General features: G+C 45.9%; 17 protein-coding genes and 2 CRISPR repeat arrays. All 17 genes read right to left on the bottom strand.

Annotation, left to right across the window (positions count from 1 at the left end; genetic code table 11):
* Window positions 1–6: 6 nt before the first annotated feature.
* The 17 genes from B5E53_RS03640 to B5E53_RS19670 all read right to left on the bottom strand — a co-directional run bounded on the left by B5E53_RS03640 (window position 7) and on the right by B5E53_RS19670 (window position 19,017).
* Window positions 7–366 carry a molecular chaperone Hsp90 gene (locus B5E53_RS03640; protein WP_087312690.1) on the bottom strand — a complete coding sequence of 120 codons (360 nt, stop codon included), beginning with the start codon at window positions 364–366 and terminating at the stop codon, window positions 7–9.
* 95 nt (window positions 367–461) lie between these two features.
* The gene (locus B5E53_RS03645) at window positions 462–704 is read right to left on the bottom strand and encodes a DUF2007 domain-containing protein (RefSeq protein ID WP_087312691.1); all 243 of its coding nucleotides are present in this window, start codon (window positions 702–704) and stop codon (window positions 462–464) included.
* A 74-nt stretch (window positions 705–778) separates the two neighbouring features.
* A complete protein-coding gene (locus tag B5E53_RS03650; RefSeq protein ID WP_087312692.1) occupies window positions 779–1,690 on the bottom strand; it encodes an HAD family hydrolase in 912 nt (303 codons plus the stop codon).
* A gap of 123 nt (window positions 1,691–1,813) precedes the next feature.
* Window positions 1,814–2,584 (bottom strand): SDR family NAD(P)-dependent oxidoreductase, encoded by a 771-nt coding sequence (locus B5E53_RS03655; RefSeq protein ID WP_087312693.1) that lies wholly within the window; start codon window positions 2,582–2,584, stop codon window positions 1,814–1,816.
* Between the two features lie 32 nt (window positions 2,585–2,616).
* A complete protein-coding gene (locus tag B5E53_RS03660) occupies window positions 2,617–3,279 on the bottom strand; it encodes an alpha/beta hydrolase-fold protein (protein ID WP_242963502.1) in 663 nt (220 codons plus the stop codon).
* 29 nt (window positions 3,280–3,308) lie between these two features.
* Window positions 3,309–4,301, bottom strand: coding sequence for a P1 family peptidase (locus B5E53_RS03665; protein WP_087312833.1), 993 nt, complete (start codon window positions 4,299–4,301; stop codon window positions 3,309–3,311).
* On the bottom strand, window positions 4,289–5,143 hold the full coding sequence (locus B5E53_RS03670) for an alpha/beta fold hydrolase (protein WP_087312695.1): 855 nt from the start codon (window positions 5,141–5,143) through the stop codon (window positions 4,289–4,291). The genes B5E53_RS03665 and B5E53_RS03670 overlap by 13 nt, the downstream gene beginning before the upstream one ends.
* A 123-nt stretch (window positions 5,144–5,266) precedes the next feature.
* Window positions 5,267–5,440, bottom strand: a complete 174-nt coding sequence (locus B5E53_RS03675) for a TIGR04076 family protein (protein ID WP_204245487.1) — start codon at window positions 5,438–5,440, stop codon at window positions 5,267–5,269.
* Between the two features lie 80 nt (window positions 5,441–5,520).
* Window positions 5,521–7,137: a CRISPR direct-repeat array (repeat unit 32 nt; unit sequence ATTTCTACTCTCACATCTCTGCGAGATGTGAC).
* A 370-nt stretch (window positions 7,138–7,507) separates the two neighbouring features.
* Window positions 7,508–10,365: direct repeats of the CRISPR family, unit length 33 nt; unit sequence ATTTCTACTCCCATGCCCCTCGCGGGGCATGAC.
* 163 nt (window positions 10,366–10,528) lie between these two features.
* Window positions 10,529–10,819: a CRISPR-associated endonuclease Cas2 gene (gene cas2, locus B5E53_RS03680; RefSeq protein WP_087312697.1), complete on the bottom strand. Its 291-nt coding sequence runs from the start codon at window positions 10,817–10,819 to the stop codon at window positions 10,529–10,531.
* Between the two features lie 114 nt (window positions 10,820–10,933).
* On the bottom strand, window positions 10,934–11,956 hold the full coding sequence (gene cas1c / locus B5E53_RS03685) for a type I-C CRISPR-associated endonuclease Cas1c (protein WP_087312698.1): 1,023 nt from the start codon (window positions 11,954–11,956) through the stop codon (window positions 10,934–10,936).
* Entirely contained in the window at window positions 11,953–12,627 is a 675-nt protein-coding gene (gene cas4 / locus B5E53_RS03690) for a CRISPR-associated protein Cas4 (protein WP_087312699.1), read from the bottom strand. Before cas4 ends, cas1c begins: the two co-directional genes overlap by 4 nt.
* Window positions 12,624–13,481 (bottom strand): type I-C CRISPR-associated protein Cas7/Csd2, encoded by an 858-nt coding sequence (gene cas7c, locus B5E53_RS03695; RefSeq protein WP_087312700.1) that lies wholly within the window; start codon window positions 13,479–13,481, stop codon window positions 12,624–12,626. The genes cas4 and cas7c overlap by 4 nt, the downstream gene beginning before the upstream one ends.
* Window positions 13,459–15,270, bottom strand: coding sequence for a type I-C CRISPR-associated protein Cas8c/Csd1 (gene cas8c / locus B5E53_RS03700; protein ID WP_087312701.1), 1,812 nt, complete (start codon window positions 15,268–15,270; stop codon window positions 13,459–13,461). The genes cas7c and cas8c overlap by 23 nt, the downstream gene beginning before the upstream one ends.
* Window positions 15,264–15,992, bottom strand: coding sequence for a type I-C CRISPR-associated protein Cas5c (gene cas5c, locus B5E53_RS03705; RefSeq protein ID WP_087312702.1), 729 nt, complete (start codon window positions 15,990–15,992; stop codon window positions 15,264–15,266). The genes cas8c and cas5c overlap by 7 nt, the downstream gene beginning before the upstream one ends.
* A 31-nt stretch (window positions 15,993–16,023) precedes the next feature.
* Window positions 16,024–18,246, bottom strand: a complete 2,223-nt coding sequence (locus B5E53_RS03710; protein ID WP_087312703.1) for a CRISPR-associated helicase/endonuclease Cas3 — start codon at window positions 18,244–18,246, stop codon at window positions 16,024–16,026.
* A 259-nt stretch (window positions 18,247–18,505) separates the two neighbouring features.
* Window positions 18,506–18,853, bottom strand: a complete 348-nt coding sequence (locus B5E53_RS20050; RefSeq protein ID WP_204245488.1) for a hypothetical protein — start codon at window positions 18,851–18,853, stop codon at window positions 18,506–18,508.
* Complete coding sequence (locus tag B5E53_RS19670; RefSeq protein WP_242963503.1) at window positions 18,850–19,017, bottom strand: DUF3990 domain-containing protein; 168 nt, start codon at window positions 19,015–19,017, stop codon at window positions 18,850–18,852. Before B5E53_RS19670 ends, B5E53_RS20050 begins: the two co-directional genes overlap by 4 nt.
* Window positions 19,018–19,066: the final 49 nt, after the last annotated feature.

Consider the following 19,066-nt stretch of genomic DNA (forward strand, 5'->3'; position numbering starts at 1 on the left):
CAGCTTTTATGAAAGAATCTCATCTTTCTTCTCAAAAATCGCCTCAATGGCAGCGCAGGCCGGGCAGTCACAATATTTTCCTCCTGCCTCTTTGATTCCCTTTGCGTGAGCAGCCACTTCTTTTGTCTTTTCTGCTCCAAATACCTGTGCGCCGGCGTCCGAAGATGCAAAAGCGATGAGAGTATCAATCGGCATGATATCTTCTTCCAGCTCCGCCATCAGATTCTTTGTCTCTTCTTCCTCTTTATCCGTTCCGAGGGCGTCCAGCCATCTCTGTCCTGCCTCTTTTGCTTCCGCACAGCAGGAAAATGATCCCATCATCTCTTTTACCTTCTGTTCCGTATACTCTTTCACGTCTTGTTTCATGCTATCCTTCCTTTCTGCCTGTATATTTTTGACGGAAAATATCAGCAAACGATATTATCCGTTTCTTCCTTATCCAATAATAAGAAAATCCCACATTACTCTTCTTCCGGCAGCAGCCCAATGCCCTCCAGCACCTGGCGGGCCCTGCCAACATTGATGTCCGCCACATAAATCTCTTCCCCAAATCTGGAATTACCGGTATACATGTTCAGGAAACCGGCGTTTCCCAGATCTTTTTTGTAAGCGGGAATATTCTGATCCTTCAAGGCTGCCAAAATCATCTCCGCCTGCAGATTATCGACGGTAGTAAAAATCTTTACAGCTTTATGTTCTTCCATACAAATACCTCCTCCGCCACATTTTTTATATTGCATTCTCCGAAGATCATGCCAATATTATAGCATAGATCATCTTAATCTTCCAAATGTATCGGCGCTTTGGAAATGGATGACGTCAGTTTCTCTTTTTCTGCGTTTCGCATTTTCTCGGCGAACTGGACAATCTTATTCTCGATCCACATGTAGGCGGTCGTTCCTTCACTGTAATCCGCCTCAGCGTACATATCGATGCGGCCGTCCCGGCGCATCTGCTCCACCTGCTGGAATGCATCCAGATCCCCCTTTGGGTAAACAGCAAAAGTGGCGCCGCCATTTTTATTGACAACGGAAAATGCCGGGATATCGCTGGGGCCATCCGCTATGTATATCATGTTCTCAAACCGGACGCGCCGCAGTTCCTCCGGCACCTTGGAATTCACATCAATCTCCGGATGTTTCGGCACCCCTTTATTGATTTCAAAAATAGCCCTCGTCTTAGATGTGTTATCAATGGTGTAGCCAATTTCACTGATGACTGATTTGCCATTCTTTTCCTTTTCAATTAATTCACAGCCCCAGATGGCATCCACATATTCGGCCACCGGAGAACCTGCAATGATTTCCTTCATTCCGGTGCTGACAATGTAATGTTCCACTCGGATATCGTATTCCTGGTAGGCGGGATTTTTGCGGATGATCTGCCTGGTCTTCTCAAAAATCTCCGGAATCCCCGGATAAAAGGTCAGCTCAGAGCCGAACTTCCGCAGCATTTCATTATTCAGTCCCTCAAAAATCCCTTCATTGGCATACTGAATGAAATGATTCAGATAAATGCTGTCCTTATTGACCCGCACTCCCTGCTCTTCCATGTATTTCTGAGGAAGGGCATGAACTTCCTTCCAAAACTGCCTGGAATCCACGCCATAGTGTTTAAAGATCGGATCCTGCATGTATCCGTCCACCAAGGTTTTATCAAAATCCCAGATTATCGCGATAATGTTCGCCACTGACCATCCCTCCCGTCGTTACTCATTCATTTTCTCATACCCTGCCAAATATTTCCTTCATTATATCATATAAATCATTTCTTTAAAAACAAAAATATTATATTTCTTAAATTTCTATATGTTTCAAATTCTTCTCAGCAATGCCCACAGGCCCATCATGATTTCATTTGGAATAAATTTGGCGGCAATCCGGTGCAGGGTACAGACGATTCCCGGTGTTGCCACCGGAAGGCCCACTTTGGCAGCAAACAGAGCTCCTGCCACCACGTTTTTCTTTCGGGATGCCAGCGGAAAATGACAGATATACCGACTGTTGTTTGTCTGTTTTGACACGCCGATAAACTCCGTATCTTTCACCCAGTAAGGACAGACGGCGGTCACATGGATGCCCCGCCCGAAAAGCTCCACACGCAGCGCCCGGCTGTACCTGTAGAGAAATGCCTTTGTGGACGCATAGACATTCAGATACGGAAAGCTCTGGAATCCCGCCGTGGACACGATTTCCAGAATCCGTCCGCCTTTTTCCATATATGGCAGCACTAACTGGGTCATCTTCACCGCCGCCTTGCAGTTTAAATCAATCATATCCTCGCAATCCTGCAGTGAAATGTCTGACCATGCACCGATTTTCCCGAACCCTGCCGCGTTAACCAGGATTTTCACATTGGGATTTTCTTTTTTTAACAGCTCATCTATCTGCATAAAAGATTCCTTTTTTGTCAGATCACAGCGCATAGCACGAAAAGGATGCTTTAATTCCCTGCCAATCTCCTCAAGACGATCCTCTCTCCGGGCTATGCCCCAGATGGCGTCCAGTCTTTCGTTTCTGTCAATCTGCCGGGCAAATTCCGTACCCAGTCCGCTGGAAGCGCCGGTGATGATTGCGATATCCATTCTGTCATTCCTCCCTGTCCCAAAATGAAATGTCATTGCAGTATACTGACAATTCCCTTTGCCATACGATTAACAGCATCCTGAAAATGATTGCCGGGATTTTCCTCATAAATCGTATCAATCCCCTGTATCTGATACCATCGGTAAAGCTCCCTTGTCCGCTCTTCCACAGTCTTCATGACGGGATTCTTCGTCTTTGCCTCTTTATTGCCCAGTGAAAAATACAGCCGGACTGGCTTTCGGCAAAATCTATGCTCTTTGACAAAATCCAGAAAATCCGGATACCAGAACGAACCGGATGCACTTACTGCACGATCAAACAAATCCGTCCGGTACAAAGCGTAAACAGCAAAAAGGCCTCCCAGAGAATATCCCGCCAACGCCATATATTCTGGCTTTGCAGAAATCTTCGCAAGGATATCCGGCAGAATGGTTCCTGTCAGTTCCTTCAGATATCCATCGGCTTTCCCGGCAAAATCCTCTCCTCCTCGCATCACCGCCGGCGCCGGCCACGGAGTCATCTCTCTGTTCCAGTCAAGGTTTCCGATCGCGGCCATAGAGAAATCCACGTCTGCCATACTGACCACGGAGTCATAAACCTGTTCACCCTCATTTTGTACAGTATTTAAAAGAATGAGAGGAGCAGTGGAAGATGTGCTTTCGAATATTGTAATATCTTTTTGTATTGTGGACATGAATGATTCCTCCATCATAAAATAAAACTTTATTTCTTATTTTCTCTGTCTTTCAACTCCCGATACGCCGGAAAACCATAGGCGCTCTCCGTATTAGTCACCGCCCGCACGATAGCCGCGCTCATCACCTCTGCAGCCAGTGTTCCCACCAGATCCTGGTCAGCTTTTATCTTTCCCGTCTCATTTCCAACCGACACTGCATAAATACTATCCCCGTCGGCACTGGTATGCACCGGACGAATAGCACGGGCGTAACCATCCTGCGCCATACCGGCAATTTTACAAAGAGCCGGCTTTTTAAAATCTGCGTTAGTAATGACGACCCCAATCGTTGTGTTACCGGTAAATTTGTTATCTACAACATCTGTTCTGGCATACATTATTTCGACTGTATCCCGAAATGACTTTCTATCTTCTGTCAGAAGCCCGGCAATTTTTTCTCCGGTTTTCCAATTATAAATATCTCCCAATGCATTGACTGCCACTACAGCGCCCACCTGCAGACTTCCGATCTGCACCGCATAGCTGCCGATGCCGGACTTCATGCAATAATCCATTCCGGCAAACTTTCCTACCGTGGCACCGCATCCGGCGCCGTAACAGCCATCTCTGTAATTTCCTTTTTCTGCATTCACGCAGGCCTGATACCCCATGGCTTTATCCGGCCGCACCGACATATCTCCAACGGTCAGATCGAATAAATCCGCCTGACATACCAGCGGAACCTTTGTCACACCCACATCAAAACCAATCCCTCTCTCCTCCAGATACTGCATGACACCACCAGCTGCATCCAGTCCGAAGGCACTGCCTCCGGCCAGCACAATTCCATGGATTTCCTGCGCCGCCGCAAGAGGATTCATCAACTCCGACTCCCTCGATGCCGGACCGCCGCCCCGCACATCAAGTCCGGCCGCCATGCCATTCTCCGCCAGAATAACCGTACAGCCGGTGCCGGCCGATACATTTTCTGTCTGACCGATTTTGATATCTTTGATGGATTTTACATTTATTTCACGCAATCCTTCCATTCTTTTTCATTATCCTCCACTTTCATATTCATGGTTTCTGATGTTATTTTTCTTTTGTTTTCCAGATACTGTAACATCCACTTTATTGCTTTATTATCATCACTACCCGAAAAGCCGTGACCTGCACCAGGCAGCACATGTAAAACAGCGGAAGGATACGTCTTTTGTGCACGCTCCGCATATCCAACCGGCACAATCTCATCCTTTCCGCCGTGAATGATCAGTACGTCTCCCGGATATTTCTGAATATTTTCATAAATATCATATACAAACAACCTCTCATAATACGCTCTTCCCAGTGTCATTCCCATATGGGAAACCGTATCCGGAACATTTTCCAGAGAACCAAACATTCTTTTTGCATCATCAAACAATACAAACGCCGGATACAGCAAAATCATACCTGCGATATCCTCACAATGGCTGGATGCAGTCATTGCAGAAACAACTCCTCCCTGACTGGCCCCAAGAAGAAATATCTGATTTTCATCCACATAATCCAGATCCTTTACCATACAGAGCACCGATTCCAAATCTTTCTGTTCCGAAAAAACGGACATATCAAAGACTGAGCCTTCACTGCGGCTACCCATACTGCCGCCACAAAAATCAAAACAATAAACTACATAGCCTGCTTTTGCCAGAACAGCGGCATACTCTTCTCCATTTGAAAAAGAGCCGCCAATACCATGAGAATAAATCACCGCCGGGAATTTTACATCTGTATTATTTTCGTTGCCGACGGGACGGTATATGATGCCGAATATTTTATTGCCATCTCTTTTTGCAAAGAGAGCACTTTTCATAAATGAATTTTCATCGGATGTTTTCATAAAAAACCTCTTTTCTACTAAAAGTAAATTTCTTCTCTGACTGCACTATACGGTTTTTGATCAGCAAATGACTTGCCAGGCTTAGAAAAGGTGGCATGAAATATCTTTTTGTCTGCTTTCCCATCAATCATCATAATTAATTCGCCCAATCTTAAAAATAACTGGTCTTATCCTGTCCGAACAGCAGGCAATCATTTCGTTTTCACGCTCCATCCAACCTTTCATGATGGAACCTCCCTGCAGTCCGGTATAAATGTATCGGCTGATGGAGTCCCAAAGTTCAGCACAGCGGGACATCTTAGGTCCGCCTGCCACAGTATCGGGATCCGCTGTGAGATGTGGCAGCCTACCACACCAGCACAGCAGACCTCAAAAAAATTTCTGCTCTCACATCTCTGCGAGATGTGACGGAGGAACCGGAGGCAGAGCCGCAGGAAGAGACAGCATTTCTACTCTCACATCTCTGCGAGATGTGACACTTATTACGAAGAAAGTAATAAGTCATATATGAAAATTTCTACTCTCACATCTCTGCGAGATGTGACGGAGAAACCACCAGAAAAGAAGCACCACCAGACCAATTTCTACTCTCACATCTCTGCGAGATGTGACCTGTCAGATTGCCACTGCCTGTCGCCTGAGATATTTCTACTCTCACATCTCTGCGAGATGTGACTATTGCAGTATACATATATTACGGCAGATTAATAAATTTCTACTCTCACATCTCTGCGAGATGTGACATATTTCACAATTACCATTTACCTTTGCTTCTGATTTCTACTCTCACATCTCTGCGAGATGTGACCGAAAATGTTTTTTTGAATCTGGAAGAATTTGCTATTTCTACTCTCACATCTCTGCGAGATGTGACTTGATTGCCTCACGGGGAACCCGTGCCGGATTGATTTCTACTCTCACATCTCTGCGAGATGTGACGGCGACCCGGGAGCCGGCAAGACGCGGCTCGCGAAATTTCTACTCTCACATCTCTGCGAGATGTGACATGGAGTTCGGGGCGTTCGACGGCGGATATGACATTTCTACTCTCACATCTCTGCGAGATGTGACCTTCGTAATCTAAAGATTTCCGTGCATTATACTCATTTCTACTCTCACATCTCTGCGAGATGTGACTTTTTGCCCGGAGTTTACCGCATTGGTAAAATCATTTCTACTCTCACATCTCTGCGAGATGTGACACAAAAACAAGCGTCCGGCCATACCGGACAGACATTTCTACTCTCACATCTCTGCGAGATGTGACAATCTTTTGAGCATTATTTATCTGAGTATAGGATATTTCTACTCTCACATCTCTGCGAGATGTGACTTGTGACATTGCCACCGAACAATGCGGACATATAAATTTCTACTCTCACATCTCTGCGAGATGTGACGGAGCGGAAGTAAAGGAAAGAAAAACCACCAGAATTTCTACTCTCACATCTCTGCGAGATGTGACCTTCACGGACTATACCGTGGATGCCGAAGTACTGATTTCTACTCTCACATCTCTGCGAGATGTGACCATAATGGAATTATCACCTAGAAAACGAATCGATAATTTCTACTCTCACATCTCTGCGAGATGTGACTTTATTGATTCATACAATAACTTCATTTCTGGAGATTTCTACTCTCACATCTCTGCGAGATGTGACGTCGTACAGTGGGCCATATACCTCCAAGTCAACAATTTCTACTCTCACATCTCTGCGAGATGTGACGATGTTCGTTAAACAACGTGGCGAGGGTATGCAATTTCTACTCTCACATCTCTGCGAGATGTGACTGGCATAGACACATCGTGTCCTCCCCATCTTCAGATTTCTACTCTCACATCTCTGCGAGATGTGACTACACCGGGACGGGAGTGGAAGTGTTCAACACCGATTTCTACTCTCACATCTCTGCGAGATGTGACCTGGTAAATCCCACTGGGCAGGCAACTGATGCGGCATTTCTACTCTCACATCTCTGCGAGATGTGACCGCTATATATAGTGATTAATAATTTTCAAACTACAAAATATTCGAATAGTAAAAAAATATTATTAGATAAAACACAAAAGTTTCTAAAATACTTGCAAAAAAAGTAATCTTTTTGGCGAAGTCCTTAGATAATAAAGTATAACTACAGGTTCGCCTTTCTACGTGTAAATATATAGTTATTCTTCTACAATTAATTCAATATAACACAAATTTGTATCCGGTTACTGATCATACTCAAATTAGTATTCTCATACTCATTCAGACTTTACTCCTTAAAGAGTTGTCCTTCAAGCCATACTAATTATTTCTACTTCTATATCTCTCATGGGACATAACTAAACACTTCCACATACTCGATGATTCAATCTCCATTTTTACTCCCATGCCCCTCGCGGGGCATGACCGGAAGCCACACTAATCACGGTTGGTTGGATAAAAATTTCTACTCCCATGCCCCTCGCGGGGCATGACGGACTAAGCCTATGGTTGTTCGATTGGAAGGCAATTTCTACTCCCATGCCCCTCGCGGGGCATGACACCGGGTAACGATTGCTGTTCCACAGCTTACCGATTTCTACTCCCATGCCCCTCGCGGGGCATGACGTTATACACCAATTGAAAGGGGTGGAAGTCGTAGATTTCTACTCCCATGCCCCTCGCGGGGCATGACAAGCTCTCGACAAAGGATTCGCGGACACATTAAAAAATTTCTACTCCCATGCCCCTCGCGGGGCATGACGACGAGATCGTACTGCAGCCAACTGCCCCAGAGAGAATTTCTACTCCCATGCCCCTCGCGGGGCATGACATACAGCGGATTGTAAAATCCTGCATTGAATCTTTAAATTTCTACTCCCATGCCCCTCGCGGGGCATGACAGACCCCGGGCCCGAAGGACACCGGAGTACGTTCCAATTTCTACTCCCATGCCCCTCGCGGGGCATGACGATGTAAATATCAAGTATTTAGATGCTGTGCTAATTTCTACTCCCATGCCCCTCGCGGGGCATGACGGCAGCATCCGGATCATGTACTCAAAATCATTCCATTTCTACTCCCATGCCCCTCGCGGGGCATGACGAAAAGCTGAGAAAGGAACTGCAGGGTGTCTCGGATTTCTACTCCCATGCCCCTCGCGGGGCATGACTGGCGTTTACCGAATCCTTGGCATGCAGATCAAAATTTCTACTCCCATGCCCCTCGCGGGGCATGACGTATAAATAGTTTGAAAATTGTGATGGATTTAGATTTCTACTCCCATGCCCCTCGCGGGGCATGACCAGTATTTTCAACATGTAATCCATCATTATCAAATTTCTACTCCCATGCCCCTCGCGGGGCATGACAAAGAAAACCTTGCCGCAATCATTGAATTTACCGATTTCTACTCCCATGCCCCTCGCGGGGCATGACGGACAACCCGCAGAACACAACCAGCGTGTGCTGGATTTCTACTCCCATGCCCCTCGCGGGGCATGACGTATTAACCGGATTATTCACCGAGGCGATAAAAAATTTCTACTCCCATGCCCCTCGCGGGGCATGACAACACAGCAGCCACGGAAGGTGGCGGCGACCGCATTTCTACTCCCATGCCCCTCGCGGGGCATGACCACCGGTCATCGGCTCCCCGCAATGGCCACAAAAATTTCTACTCCCATGCCCCTCGCGGGGCATGACGCTCATACTCTGCAAGCCGCGCCGCCCTTTTGGATTTCTACTCCCATGCCCCTCGCGGGGCATGACAACGAGGAAGAAATATCAGAAACACAATCCTATGATTTCTACTCCCATGCCCCTCGCGGGGCATGACGGATAATTTCTTCCGGGTGCCGTGGAAGGTCTGGAAAATTTCTACTCCCATGCCCCTCGCGGGGCATGACGGCGCAGGTAATGATCCCGGCGGCCACCTACACCATTTCTACTCCCATGCCCCTCGCGGGGCATGACACGGCTGGCCGGAGAAATCAGTTCTCTTTCCGGGATTTCTACTCCCATGCCCCTCGCGGGGCATGACACAGTACCGCTCTGAAAGACATTCAGGATATGATCATTTCTACTCCCATGCCCCTCGCGGGGCATGACAAATACGATATCGGAGACACAGGCGGCCTGACATTATTTCTACTCCCATGCCCCTCGCGGGGCATGACCGCCACAGAGGGCGATTCTGCCATGGGAATGCTATTTCTACTCCCATGCCCCTCGCGGGGCATGACTGGAATCCGGGGCGCTGCATTCTACACCGCCAAAGAAAATTTCTACTCCCATGCCCCTCGCGGGGCATGACATTTTACACACGGCAGACTGGCATCTTGGACAATTCAATTTCTACTCCCATGCCCCTCGCGGGGCATGACTTTCTGGAAGATGGGAAGGAGGTGGAACAAATAGATTTCTACTCCCATGCCCCTCGCGGGGCATGACGGCGCGGAGGTCAAAGCGTACAGCCGAAGAAACATTTCTACTCCCATGCCCCTCGCGGGGCATGACGATAAAGCCGAAAGGCCGTATAAATACAGGGAGATTTCTACTCCCATGCCCCTCGCGGGGCATGACCAACAGAGGAATTGATAAATTGCTGACATTCGGAAATTTCTACTCCCATGCCCCTCGCGGGGCATGACGTGCGCCTGGAAGACTGCCGGATGATCCTGCAGATTTCTACTCCCATGCCCCTCGCGGGGCATGACGAGAGTAACAGAGTGGTATGACAATGGGCTGCGCGATTTCTACTCCCATGCCCCTCGCGGGGCATGACTTCGAGGCAGATTGAGTATGACTATGACGCGGCGAATTTCTACTCCCATGCCCCTCGCGGGGCATGACGCTGCTTGCGGTGGAACTGGAGACGATGGAACTGATTTCTACTCCCATGCCCCTCGCGGGGCATGACTTCCGGCCGGCTGCTGCGAGGAGCTCGTTGAAGATTTCTACTCCCATGCCCCTCGCGGGGCATGACCCGGTGATTCTGCCGATATGGTGGACACAGCAGAAATTTCTACTCCCATGCCCCTCGCGGGGCATGACGCGGCTATGTGATGGCCTATGAACGGAAGGACGATTTCTACTCCCATGCCCCTCGCGGGGCATGACTGTAAGCATATTTGCGGAAATAATATTTATGATATTTCTACTCCCATGCCCCTCGCGGGGCATGACATGAAATCGGCTGCCTCTTGTTTAATCACAACAATTTCTACTCCCATGCCCCTCGCGGGGCATGACCGCTACATTTCGTGAACAAAAGCAATCACGCCACCAAATATGGAGAGGCAGACTTTATTTTTTGATTTTTAATAGCAAAAATGAAAAATATTCAATCGTTTTTACTATAATTATCGGCGAACCTGCTGGTATTTTTCATATTACCACAGGTTCGCCGAAAGGTTCAAATGATGATTACTCCTTCCGGGTCGTAAGTTTCTTTTGCTCCAATGTGTTCGACGCGGCGTTTCCAGTTGTTACCCAAATAGTAGAAACGCAGGCTGTCCATTTTTTTGTCTATCAGTTTTTCCAGTCTGTCTTTGAGTTTCAGAAAAGCAGAATAGTCCAGGTCAGCTTCAAAAACAGAGTTCTGTACGCGCTGTGCATGATTTTGACATTCTTTCGCCACTTTTCGCAGGCGTTTACGTCCAGATGTAGTGGCTGTGTTCACATCGTAACAGATCAAAACCATCATATTTCTCACCTGCCTTTTCATTTTCGATTATTTCGATTGACCAATACTCACCCTGTTTCACCCGGCTACATCATTAATTTATCAGATTGACCAATATTTTCCTGATTTGCCCTGCTATTTCATCAGAAAAGACGGATATTCCTCAATGTCTCCACGAACATATTTTGCCAGCAGGTTGCTCTGTACGTAAGGCAGCAGTCCCAGCGGGATTTTCTGTTTCAAATAAGGATGCTGCATGGTGCTGCGTTTTTTCTCCTGCCAGCGGGCCAGAACTTTTTTGCGTCCTTCTTCATTGAGATATACGGCGCCTGATATCTGTGTTTCAAAGTCATTTTCTTTGATGATCTGGAGATTCAGGAGGGTGATGACAAACCGCTCAACAATACAACGGGACTCCTCTACCATATCGCAGGCGAGAGAAGTCCGGCCGCTACGCAGAGAATGACAGTATCCGATATAGCTGTCAAGGCCCACTGTTTCCAAAGCGGCGGCAAATTCGCTGGTTGCCAATGTATAGACGAAGGAAAGCAGCGCATTTACCGGATCGAGAGGCGGTCTTTTTGTACGAAGTTCAAAAGTAAACGGCACTTTTTCATTGGTAATAAGCCTGTCAAAAATGGAAAAAAAGCTCTGTGCACAGTAGCCCTCAATTCCCATGACCTCCTCCGTGTTTTGGGCCTGATATACATTTTCTATTCCGTTGGACAAAATGTTCTGTACATTCTGGATTTTCTCGTCCTGGCGAAGAGCAGGATTATCATGGAGTGTACGGCGGATAAGCTGCCTGGTATTGCTGAACTTAGCTGCCATGGTATTTTGAGCCAGCTGAAGACCGTTCTCCCTGAAACAGTCGATCTGAGCAACCCGGAGAAATACATTTCCTTTCGTCTCACCGCAGACTTTCGCCAGAAATTTTCCCTGAGGCGAAATGAAATTAATGGGGATGGTTTTGCTGACACATTTTCCCATGAGAGCCGGGGAGCATCCGATATAATTAAAGCAGACAATGTTTTCAATGTTTTCAAATGGAATACGGAGCTTTGTCTCTCCATCGATTTTACAGACCAGATTTTCTCCGTCCAGAGTGAGGTAAGCCATTTCATTGGTCACATAAATAGTATTCAAAAGTTTTCTCATAGCTTTTCCTCCCCCATTTTCCGCATTTCCTCCCGCAGATTCGGTACCTTCTTCATAGACGGCATGCATAAATCTTTCATGGAACAGCCGCTGCATTTTTGTCCTTTCCGAATGGGCGGAATTCTGCCGGCGTTCAGATATTCCCGCATCTGCGTCAGCAGAAGACGCAGGCGTTGATCATATTGCTCGTAGTTTTCCTTCAATGGAAGTGCAACCCGCTTTTTCGTATCGGCATAATACAAAACACCATCACATTCAGAACCGAATACATAATCCACACAGATTTTCTGGGCAAAAACCTGCATCAGATCTTCTTCTCTGTACGATCCATTTTTTGGTTGTGACGGTTTGTATTCCACAATACATAACCTGTATGTTTCATCGCTGCCGTCGATGGAAACCCCATTTTTATCTTTTGTAAGCTCCAGACAGTCTGTCACACCATACAGATTGTATTCTTCACCATCATGGTAAACAGGAACAGAAGTAAATACCCTTTTGCTTTTGGTTGTATATGTCCTGTCCGGATCATGAACCCGCTCGTGCATGAGATTGGCCCGCGTCACAAAGAAATTTTCCGCCCAGGCTTTGTCGATTTCCAGCAGACCCCATCGATGGGGACAATACATGAAATGCTGGATTGACCGGATGGTGATTTCTGCTGTACTCATAATTTCTGTATCAGCTCCACTCCTTCCGGCATTGCGGTATCCATCACAATCTCATAATCATCAATGGAACGAGGAATGACATTTTCTTTCTCTTTGACCGTCAGCTTTTCAAACAACAAATGAGACGGACAATTGCCCAGAATATTACTGTGCTTGAAAATGTACAGTTTCCTCATGCACATTTTCCCTCTTGCAGCGCTGTGGTCGTTTTCAAACATATTTATAATGGCTGTCCAGAGCAGTTCCACATCTTCTTCTGATAAACCAGTCAGTTTGTTGGCAAGGGCAGCGGAAATGTATCCTTCTGCACGGTAAAGAGCATAAGGTATCACGCTTTTGCGTCCCATTTCGGTCTCTCCGGTTTCCTTCCTGTCTTCTGTAGTGCGCGCCTGGCGAGTGATAGTCACATCCTGAATATTAATCGGAGAAATGCTTCGGGCAAAATTAAGCTGCACGGGTCCGCGGACAATACCACACGGATCATCACCGGTAGACATGACAGCTCCGAAAGCCCGTACGTCATAATAATTACGGCACATATAGTCTCTGGCCATGCGGACATCATCCGATTTTTTTCCTTTTTTTCCTGTTTCAAGATGAAGTTCCTCATAAGCTTCCGTAAACTTAGCATTGAGAGATCTATCTGGTTTGATCAGGATATTATATCCCGGTTCTCCTTCCTTCACCAGTTCCACATAATTCCTGATTTTCCGTTTCAGACACACATCGGTGATATAGCCGTAGCCGGACTCCGCATCCATTCGCGGAGCGTTTCCCGCATCCGGGTCTCCATTGGGATTTCCGTTTTCCACATCAAAAAGCATCATAAAATCATACCGGTTGTTCAGAGCCATTTTTATCCTCCTCCTTATTCTTTTTTTCAAAAAAGCTTTGATACTGTTGATAATATCCCACAATAAATTCGCCCTGTTCTTTTAGGAACAGAGTGTCCGGAAATCCGCCGTCCAGATGGCCAATGATCTCTCCGGTCAATTTATTAAAATATACCGGACTTTTTACTTTGTTTAAATGATACTGAGAAAGACGGATCAGCTTTGGAAATACCACAGACGGCCTTGCGGAAGCCGAAGCAAAATATCCATCTTTGATAGTCCGGTTCAGAGAATTGCCGGAAGCCTCCTGCTGTATTTTCTCCAGCACAGCAAATAGTCTTCCGCACAAATATGCCGGACGATAATTTTCTCTGTCTAAAGCCACTTTCAGTTCCTCCTTTTTTGATGCGCGGTTGATCCACGCTTTAATGATACCTGCACGAACTGCATTTACTTTCTGGTCTCCAGGATCTGCCTTCACCCTTCGCAGTACATTTTCCATCAGCGAAACCGGCAGGCGGGTTCCATTTATCATCGACTCCATAAGAGAAGACAGTAGCGCAGGATTCACTTTCTCATTTTTACTCTTCTGTGACAGCAGTTCTCTTTTGATACGCATAATGGAAACGGAATGAAATTCCTTCCCCATCTGCAGATCATTCTGGAACCTTGCAATATTCCAGAGAATATCTGCATATTTCTTCCGGACAAGGAATTTCAGAGACAGCCGGGAAGAATTCGGTTTCAGTCCCATCATATAAAAATCCACATTTTCATCAATGCCATCCAGAGTGAGCCGTTCACCGCCCACGGTTCCCTTCCCTGCATCCTGGAAAAGCTTTGCAAGCATTCGTTCTGTCTGTTCCGCTTTCATCTTGTCAGACTGCCCAAGCAAAATATCCATCAACAAATTTTCGCAGGCTTCTCCGGTGTCCATGGCCCAGAAAACCACAGTCATATCATCAAGGAGCACTTTGTGACGGTCGCTGCTCAGCAGATAATTCAAAGCCTCCGTATATTTATTCATGGCTGTCTCAGAAATGTTGCTGTTATAAGACTGTTCATTTCCATAAGAATTCTCCGACGGATTATTAAATCCCACAAGAACACTTCCCGTCGCCAGCCCGCCGTATACTCCTTTGATTTTGTTGTGAATCCTCGCGATGGACGTCTGTTCTCCGGAAATGGCATCCTGGGCAATATGGCTGTCTTTTTCTTTCGCCTTTTTGTCCTGATACCATTGCTCCCATTTCTCTTTAAATTCCTTCTCTTCATGCAAAAGACATTCCGGGTGCCCCGATAAACAAAATGCATAGCCGGATTTCCCATAATTTTTCCCCAGGCCCAGCAGCCACAGATTTTCCGTCTCATCCTCCGGCTCCCAGTTCATCAGAAAAGCACGAAAGGCATCAATCAGCGGAGAATGGAGTCCTTCAATGAAATCCAGATTTGCTTCTACAAAAGCCTGATGGGATTTTTTGGCCTTACTGGTCCTGTCATCGGGCGTCAAAATATCCTTGTCCAGATTTAAACCAAAAATATACAGGGGGCGATGTTCTGCAATGTTGGCATCTATTCCGGATTTTTCCGTCCGTTTCGGCATCCGCAGGTCTTTTGGCACCTCTTTTTTCTTCATCTTTTTACCGGAAGGCACCTGAACCGTATCCTGATGATTGATAATACGGTCCATCCTTCCATCTTCTGTAAGAGAAATCAGATAATGAATCTTGACGCTGGAATATCCCTCCGGAAGAACCTTTCCTTCTTTCGCGAGAATATCATAATAATCACAGAGTGCATGTATCAGCATCGCAATTCCTCCCTATATTTTTTCACATCAATAATCCCCTGTATCATGTGAGGCCGGTAATACATGGTTGTTGCCTTATCCGAAAACTTTGGATGCTCCCAGTCTCCGTTAACAGGCTTTCCTCCATCGTCAAAGACCACTTTATAACTCATATATCCCAGATCCACATCACCCATCTCTAAAATGCGGCTGCTGATCAGGTTCATATCAAACCCTTCCACCAATTCTATTTTTCTGACAGGAAACTCGCTGCACCCCAGGCATGGCATGCGGTACCACTGTCCTTTTTCCAGTCTCCGCTTGATAATATTGTAGTGCTTCTTTTCACTGTCCGTCTCCGTATCGCTTTTAAGTCCGGTTAGCTCAAAATGAAATTCCACGCCATATTTTACATTTTTTAACACCATGGACGCCCTCTGGCTCCGACTCTCTGAGGCATAAATGCTTGGGTCTGCATCCTTTCCGCTCATCTGCCCTTTCACAGCGCTGAGCAGAACCTTATCTTTCACCTCATTTCTTCGGATATTCGCGTAATCAATATCATGAAATACGATGATTTTATCAATGACATAGGCAATGGCCGGCTTCCAGTAAACGCTTTTCAGCATTCCTTCCAGCGCTCCGGGCGTAGGCACATCGTAGCTGACTCTTTCCACCTTCAATTCCGGTCTGGTAAAACAGGCGTAATCGCCTTCCACCATGATTTTAAATCCATAGCTCATAATACATCACTTCTTTCTATTCACTTTTCTTTTATAAAAAATAGTCCTTTGCTTCAAATGTAATTCCCAGCTCTCTGTCATAATAATCGGTATTAGTAAGGCAATAAATGCCTGTTCCAAAATCTTCGACCGCGTACTGGCGGATTAAATCTTCCAGCTCCCAGCGCTGTATGGTACAGCAGTATTTCTGTAATTTTCTGATATTCCCTGCTTTCGTATATCGCAATGCTTCCACCAGATTCCGACTGTACTCATCCTGAGGAACAACCAGAGAAAATGTTCTGGAATCAATGATTTCAAATTTCTCCGCATAGGATTTAAACGGAATGGATTCCAGACGGCTTCCTTCTCTGCACAAGGTATTCTTTTGAATCTGTTCCTCGTTCATAAAATACAGACGATCATAGTATTCTTCAATGCATTTGTTGTCTGCAATGTCCGGATATCCGTCAAGCAGTTTTCTGGCAATGGAACGTTTCTCATCTTCCGGACCCCTCTTCGCCTCATCAGCCAGATCAAAGATAAATACATCCGCCATAGCACGTTTTCCCTCCCGATTGCATCTGCCTCCGGCCTGCAGGATACTATCCAGTCCGGCAGTCTCCCGGTATACAGTATGCACATCGAGATCAACGCCTGCCTCGATGAGCGAAGTGGAAACTATCGTGATCCGGCGTTCTTCCGGCACATTTTCCAGATTCGGATAATCTTCCTCCAGCCGACGCAGTTCCGTCCGGATATCTCCTAGAACTCTGGTCCGGTCCAGAGAAGTCATATACGTGGACAAATGAAATTTCAAACCGGAACATTCCTGATACAACTTTCTGGCAGTGGCCTTTTTATTGACAATCATTAATTTGGATGGGGAATTATGCGCATGAGTAAGCAGAGAAATGCTGTCTATTTCTCCCAGATATGTATATCGACATTTTTGAAACTGTTTAAATTGTGACCTGTCTTCTATCAAATCTATAATATTGGCGTCCGGCAGTGCGTATGTCTGAATCAGTCTCCGGTAATCCGGCATGGTAGCCGTCAGAAAAACCGCCTCGCTGTGCAGATATCTTGTCAGAAAGGCGATAGCCTGCAGACAAGGCTGCAGATAATCCTGCGGCATCAAATGCGCCTCATCAAAAATCAAAATACTGTCCGCCATATTGTGCATCTTCCGCAGTTTTCCCCGTTTATTAGAATACACAGATTCAAAAAACTGCACCGCAGTGGTAATAATAAAAGGTGCATCCCAGTTTTCCATGGCCGTCTTTGCCGACTCCCGGTAATCCTCAGAAATATTTTCTGTATCTTCATAAGAAAAGGTCGACTGATGACGCAGAATCTCCATATCATCGCCAAACAGATTACCAAAAACCTCAGCCGTCTGCTCAATGATACTGTTATACGGGATCACATAAATAATTCGCTTTTTCTTCCCGGCAACGGCTCTCTCCAGAGCAACCTTCACACTGGCCAGCGTCTTGCCGCTTCCCGTCGGCATATTCATGAGATAAATCTCTCCGTCTTTCCGCGCCCGGGCAAAAGCCTGCTCCTGCAGAAGTGAACGCGCCTTCTGGAGCTTTGTCTCACAGACAAAAGAATCAAACTTCCGGATCACCTTATCAAGACATTCCTCGAAATCTGCCCGAAGTCTTTTTGGCAGTTCTTTCGCCTTGCAAAAATCAGCCGTATCCATCGAATCCGCATCCACCAGGCAGGAAAACGCATACCTGGTCAGAAAAGCAAACTTGTCCACAAGCATTTCCGGACGCCGCTCAAAATCCCGGACTAAAAAAGAAACCCACTCTTTGGCATTGACTTCTGGAAGCTCTAAATCATCTTTATAAATACCGAAATCTTCAAAAGTCCTCTTCAATCTTCCTGCCAGCGTCACCACATCCGCCGTATCATTGGCAAAACCACCATCCGGAATACCGGAATGATGCCCGGCAATGCAGTACGCCATCATCAGGCTCATCGGAACCGGATACTGTTCTTCCGCCGCCAGAGCTCCACATCCCGAGTGCTCCACTCTCACATTTGCTCCCCGGATCCTCTTCTGAAATGACCGCTGATACTTTCCGATATCATGCTGCAACCCCAGCGCATACATAAAATCCGCCAGCTCCGGAACAGAAAACTCCCGGCAAAGCTTCGCGGTATTCTCGCTGTGTTCTTTCACCGACTGTACCTGTCCACTGTACTCATTGATATGAGCAATATATTCCTTCGAAGAAATCTGTTTACTATCCTCTGACATATCTCCTTCATCCCTGTCACTTTCTGCATTTCCTTCACAAAATGCGATATAATGATACAAAAATTCTGATACATTGATTGAAATATAAATATATTAGAACAAAACTGTTTATTATCATATATCATAACACGTTTTAGGGCAGATTGTCTATATAAAATCATTTTATTTCAATTTTTTTATTAAAAATGACAGGAATAGAGGGGCGGTGAAAGGAGTAATCACTCGGTTAAGCAGGAAGTTTGGTTACTTGTAGCCATAGTCACTCACACATCTCTACGAGATGTGACATTAATTTTTGTTGGAAAAAACAGGAAATAAATGATTTCAACTCACACATCTCTACGAGATGTGACATAAACTGTACATCTTCCAGTTCTTCATATAACCATTTCAACTCACACATCCATTCAGCTTCAATCTTCAGAGGATTTTCACAATGAAGCACATTAGCCAGGCTAATCAGACGCACCCGCTCATTTTTAGGTATAGAATTGACAACATATTTATTCTTCTGATGTAATTTTCTCGCTACACATTCTACCATATAGCACAGAAAATAAAGATCATTCTCTGTTATTTGTTCATCCGGGAAAAATTTATTTGTCATAGTGAATAACTCCCTTCAAATCTTATAGCCTGCAATGCTTTCTCTGTACAGAACACCATCTGATGTGTCGGATACTTAAACTTAACCAGTTCCCAGAAAGCCTCTTTCGAAATTCGTTCAGCCATATAATCCTCAACATAATCCCAGATTGTATCATCCGCCATTGGCCCCTTGACAATATCATAATCATGTTTTAAACCAAGCCGGCAGTTT

The sequence above is a fragment of the Eubacterium sp. An11 genome, assembly GCF_002161065.1.
Classification (GTDB): Bacteria; Bacillota; Clostridia; order Lachnospirales; family Lachnospiraceae; genus Anaerobutyricum; species Anaerobutyricum faecale.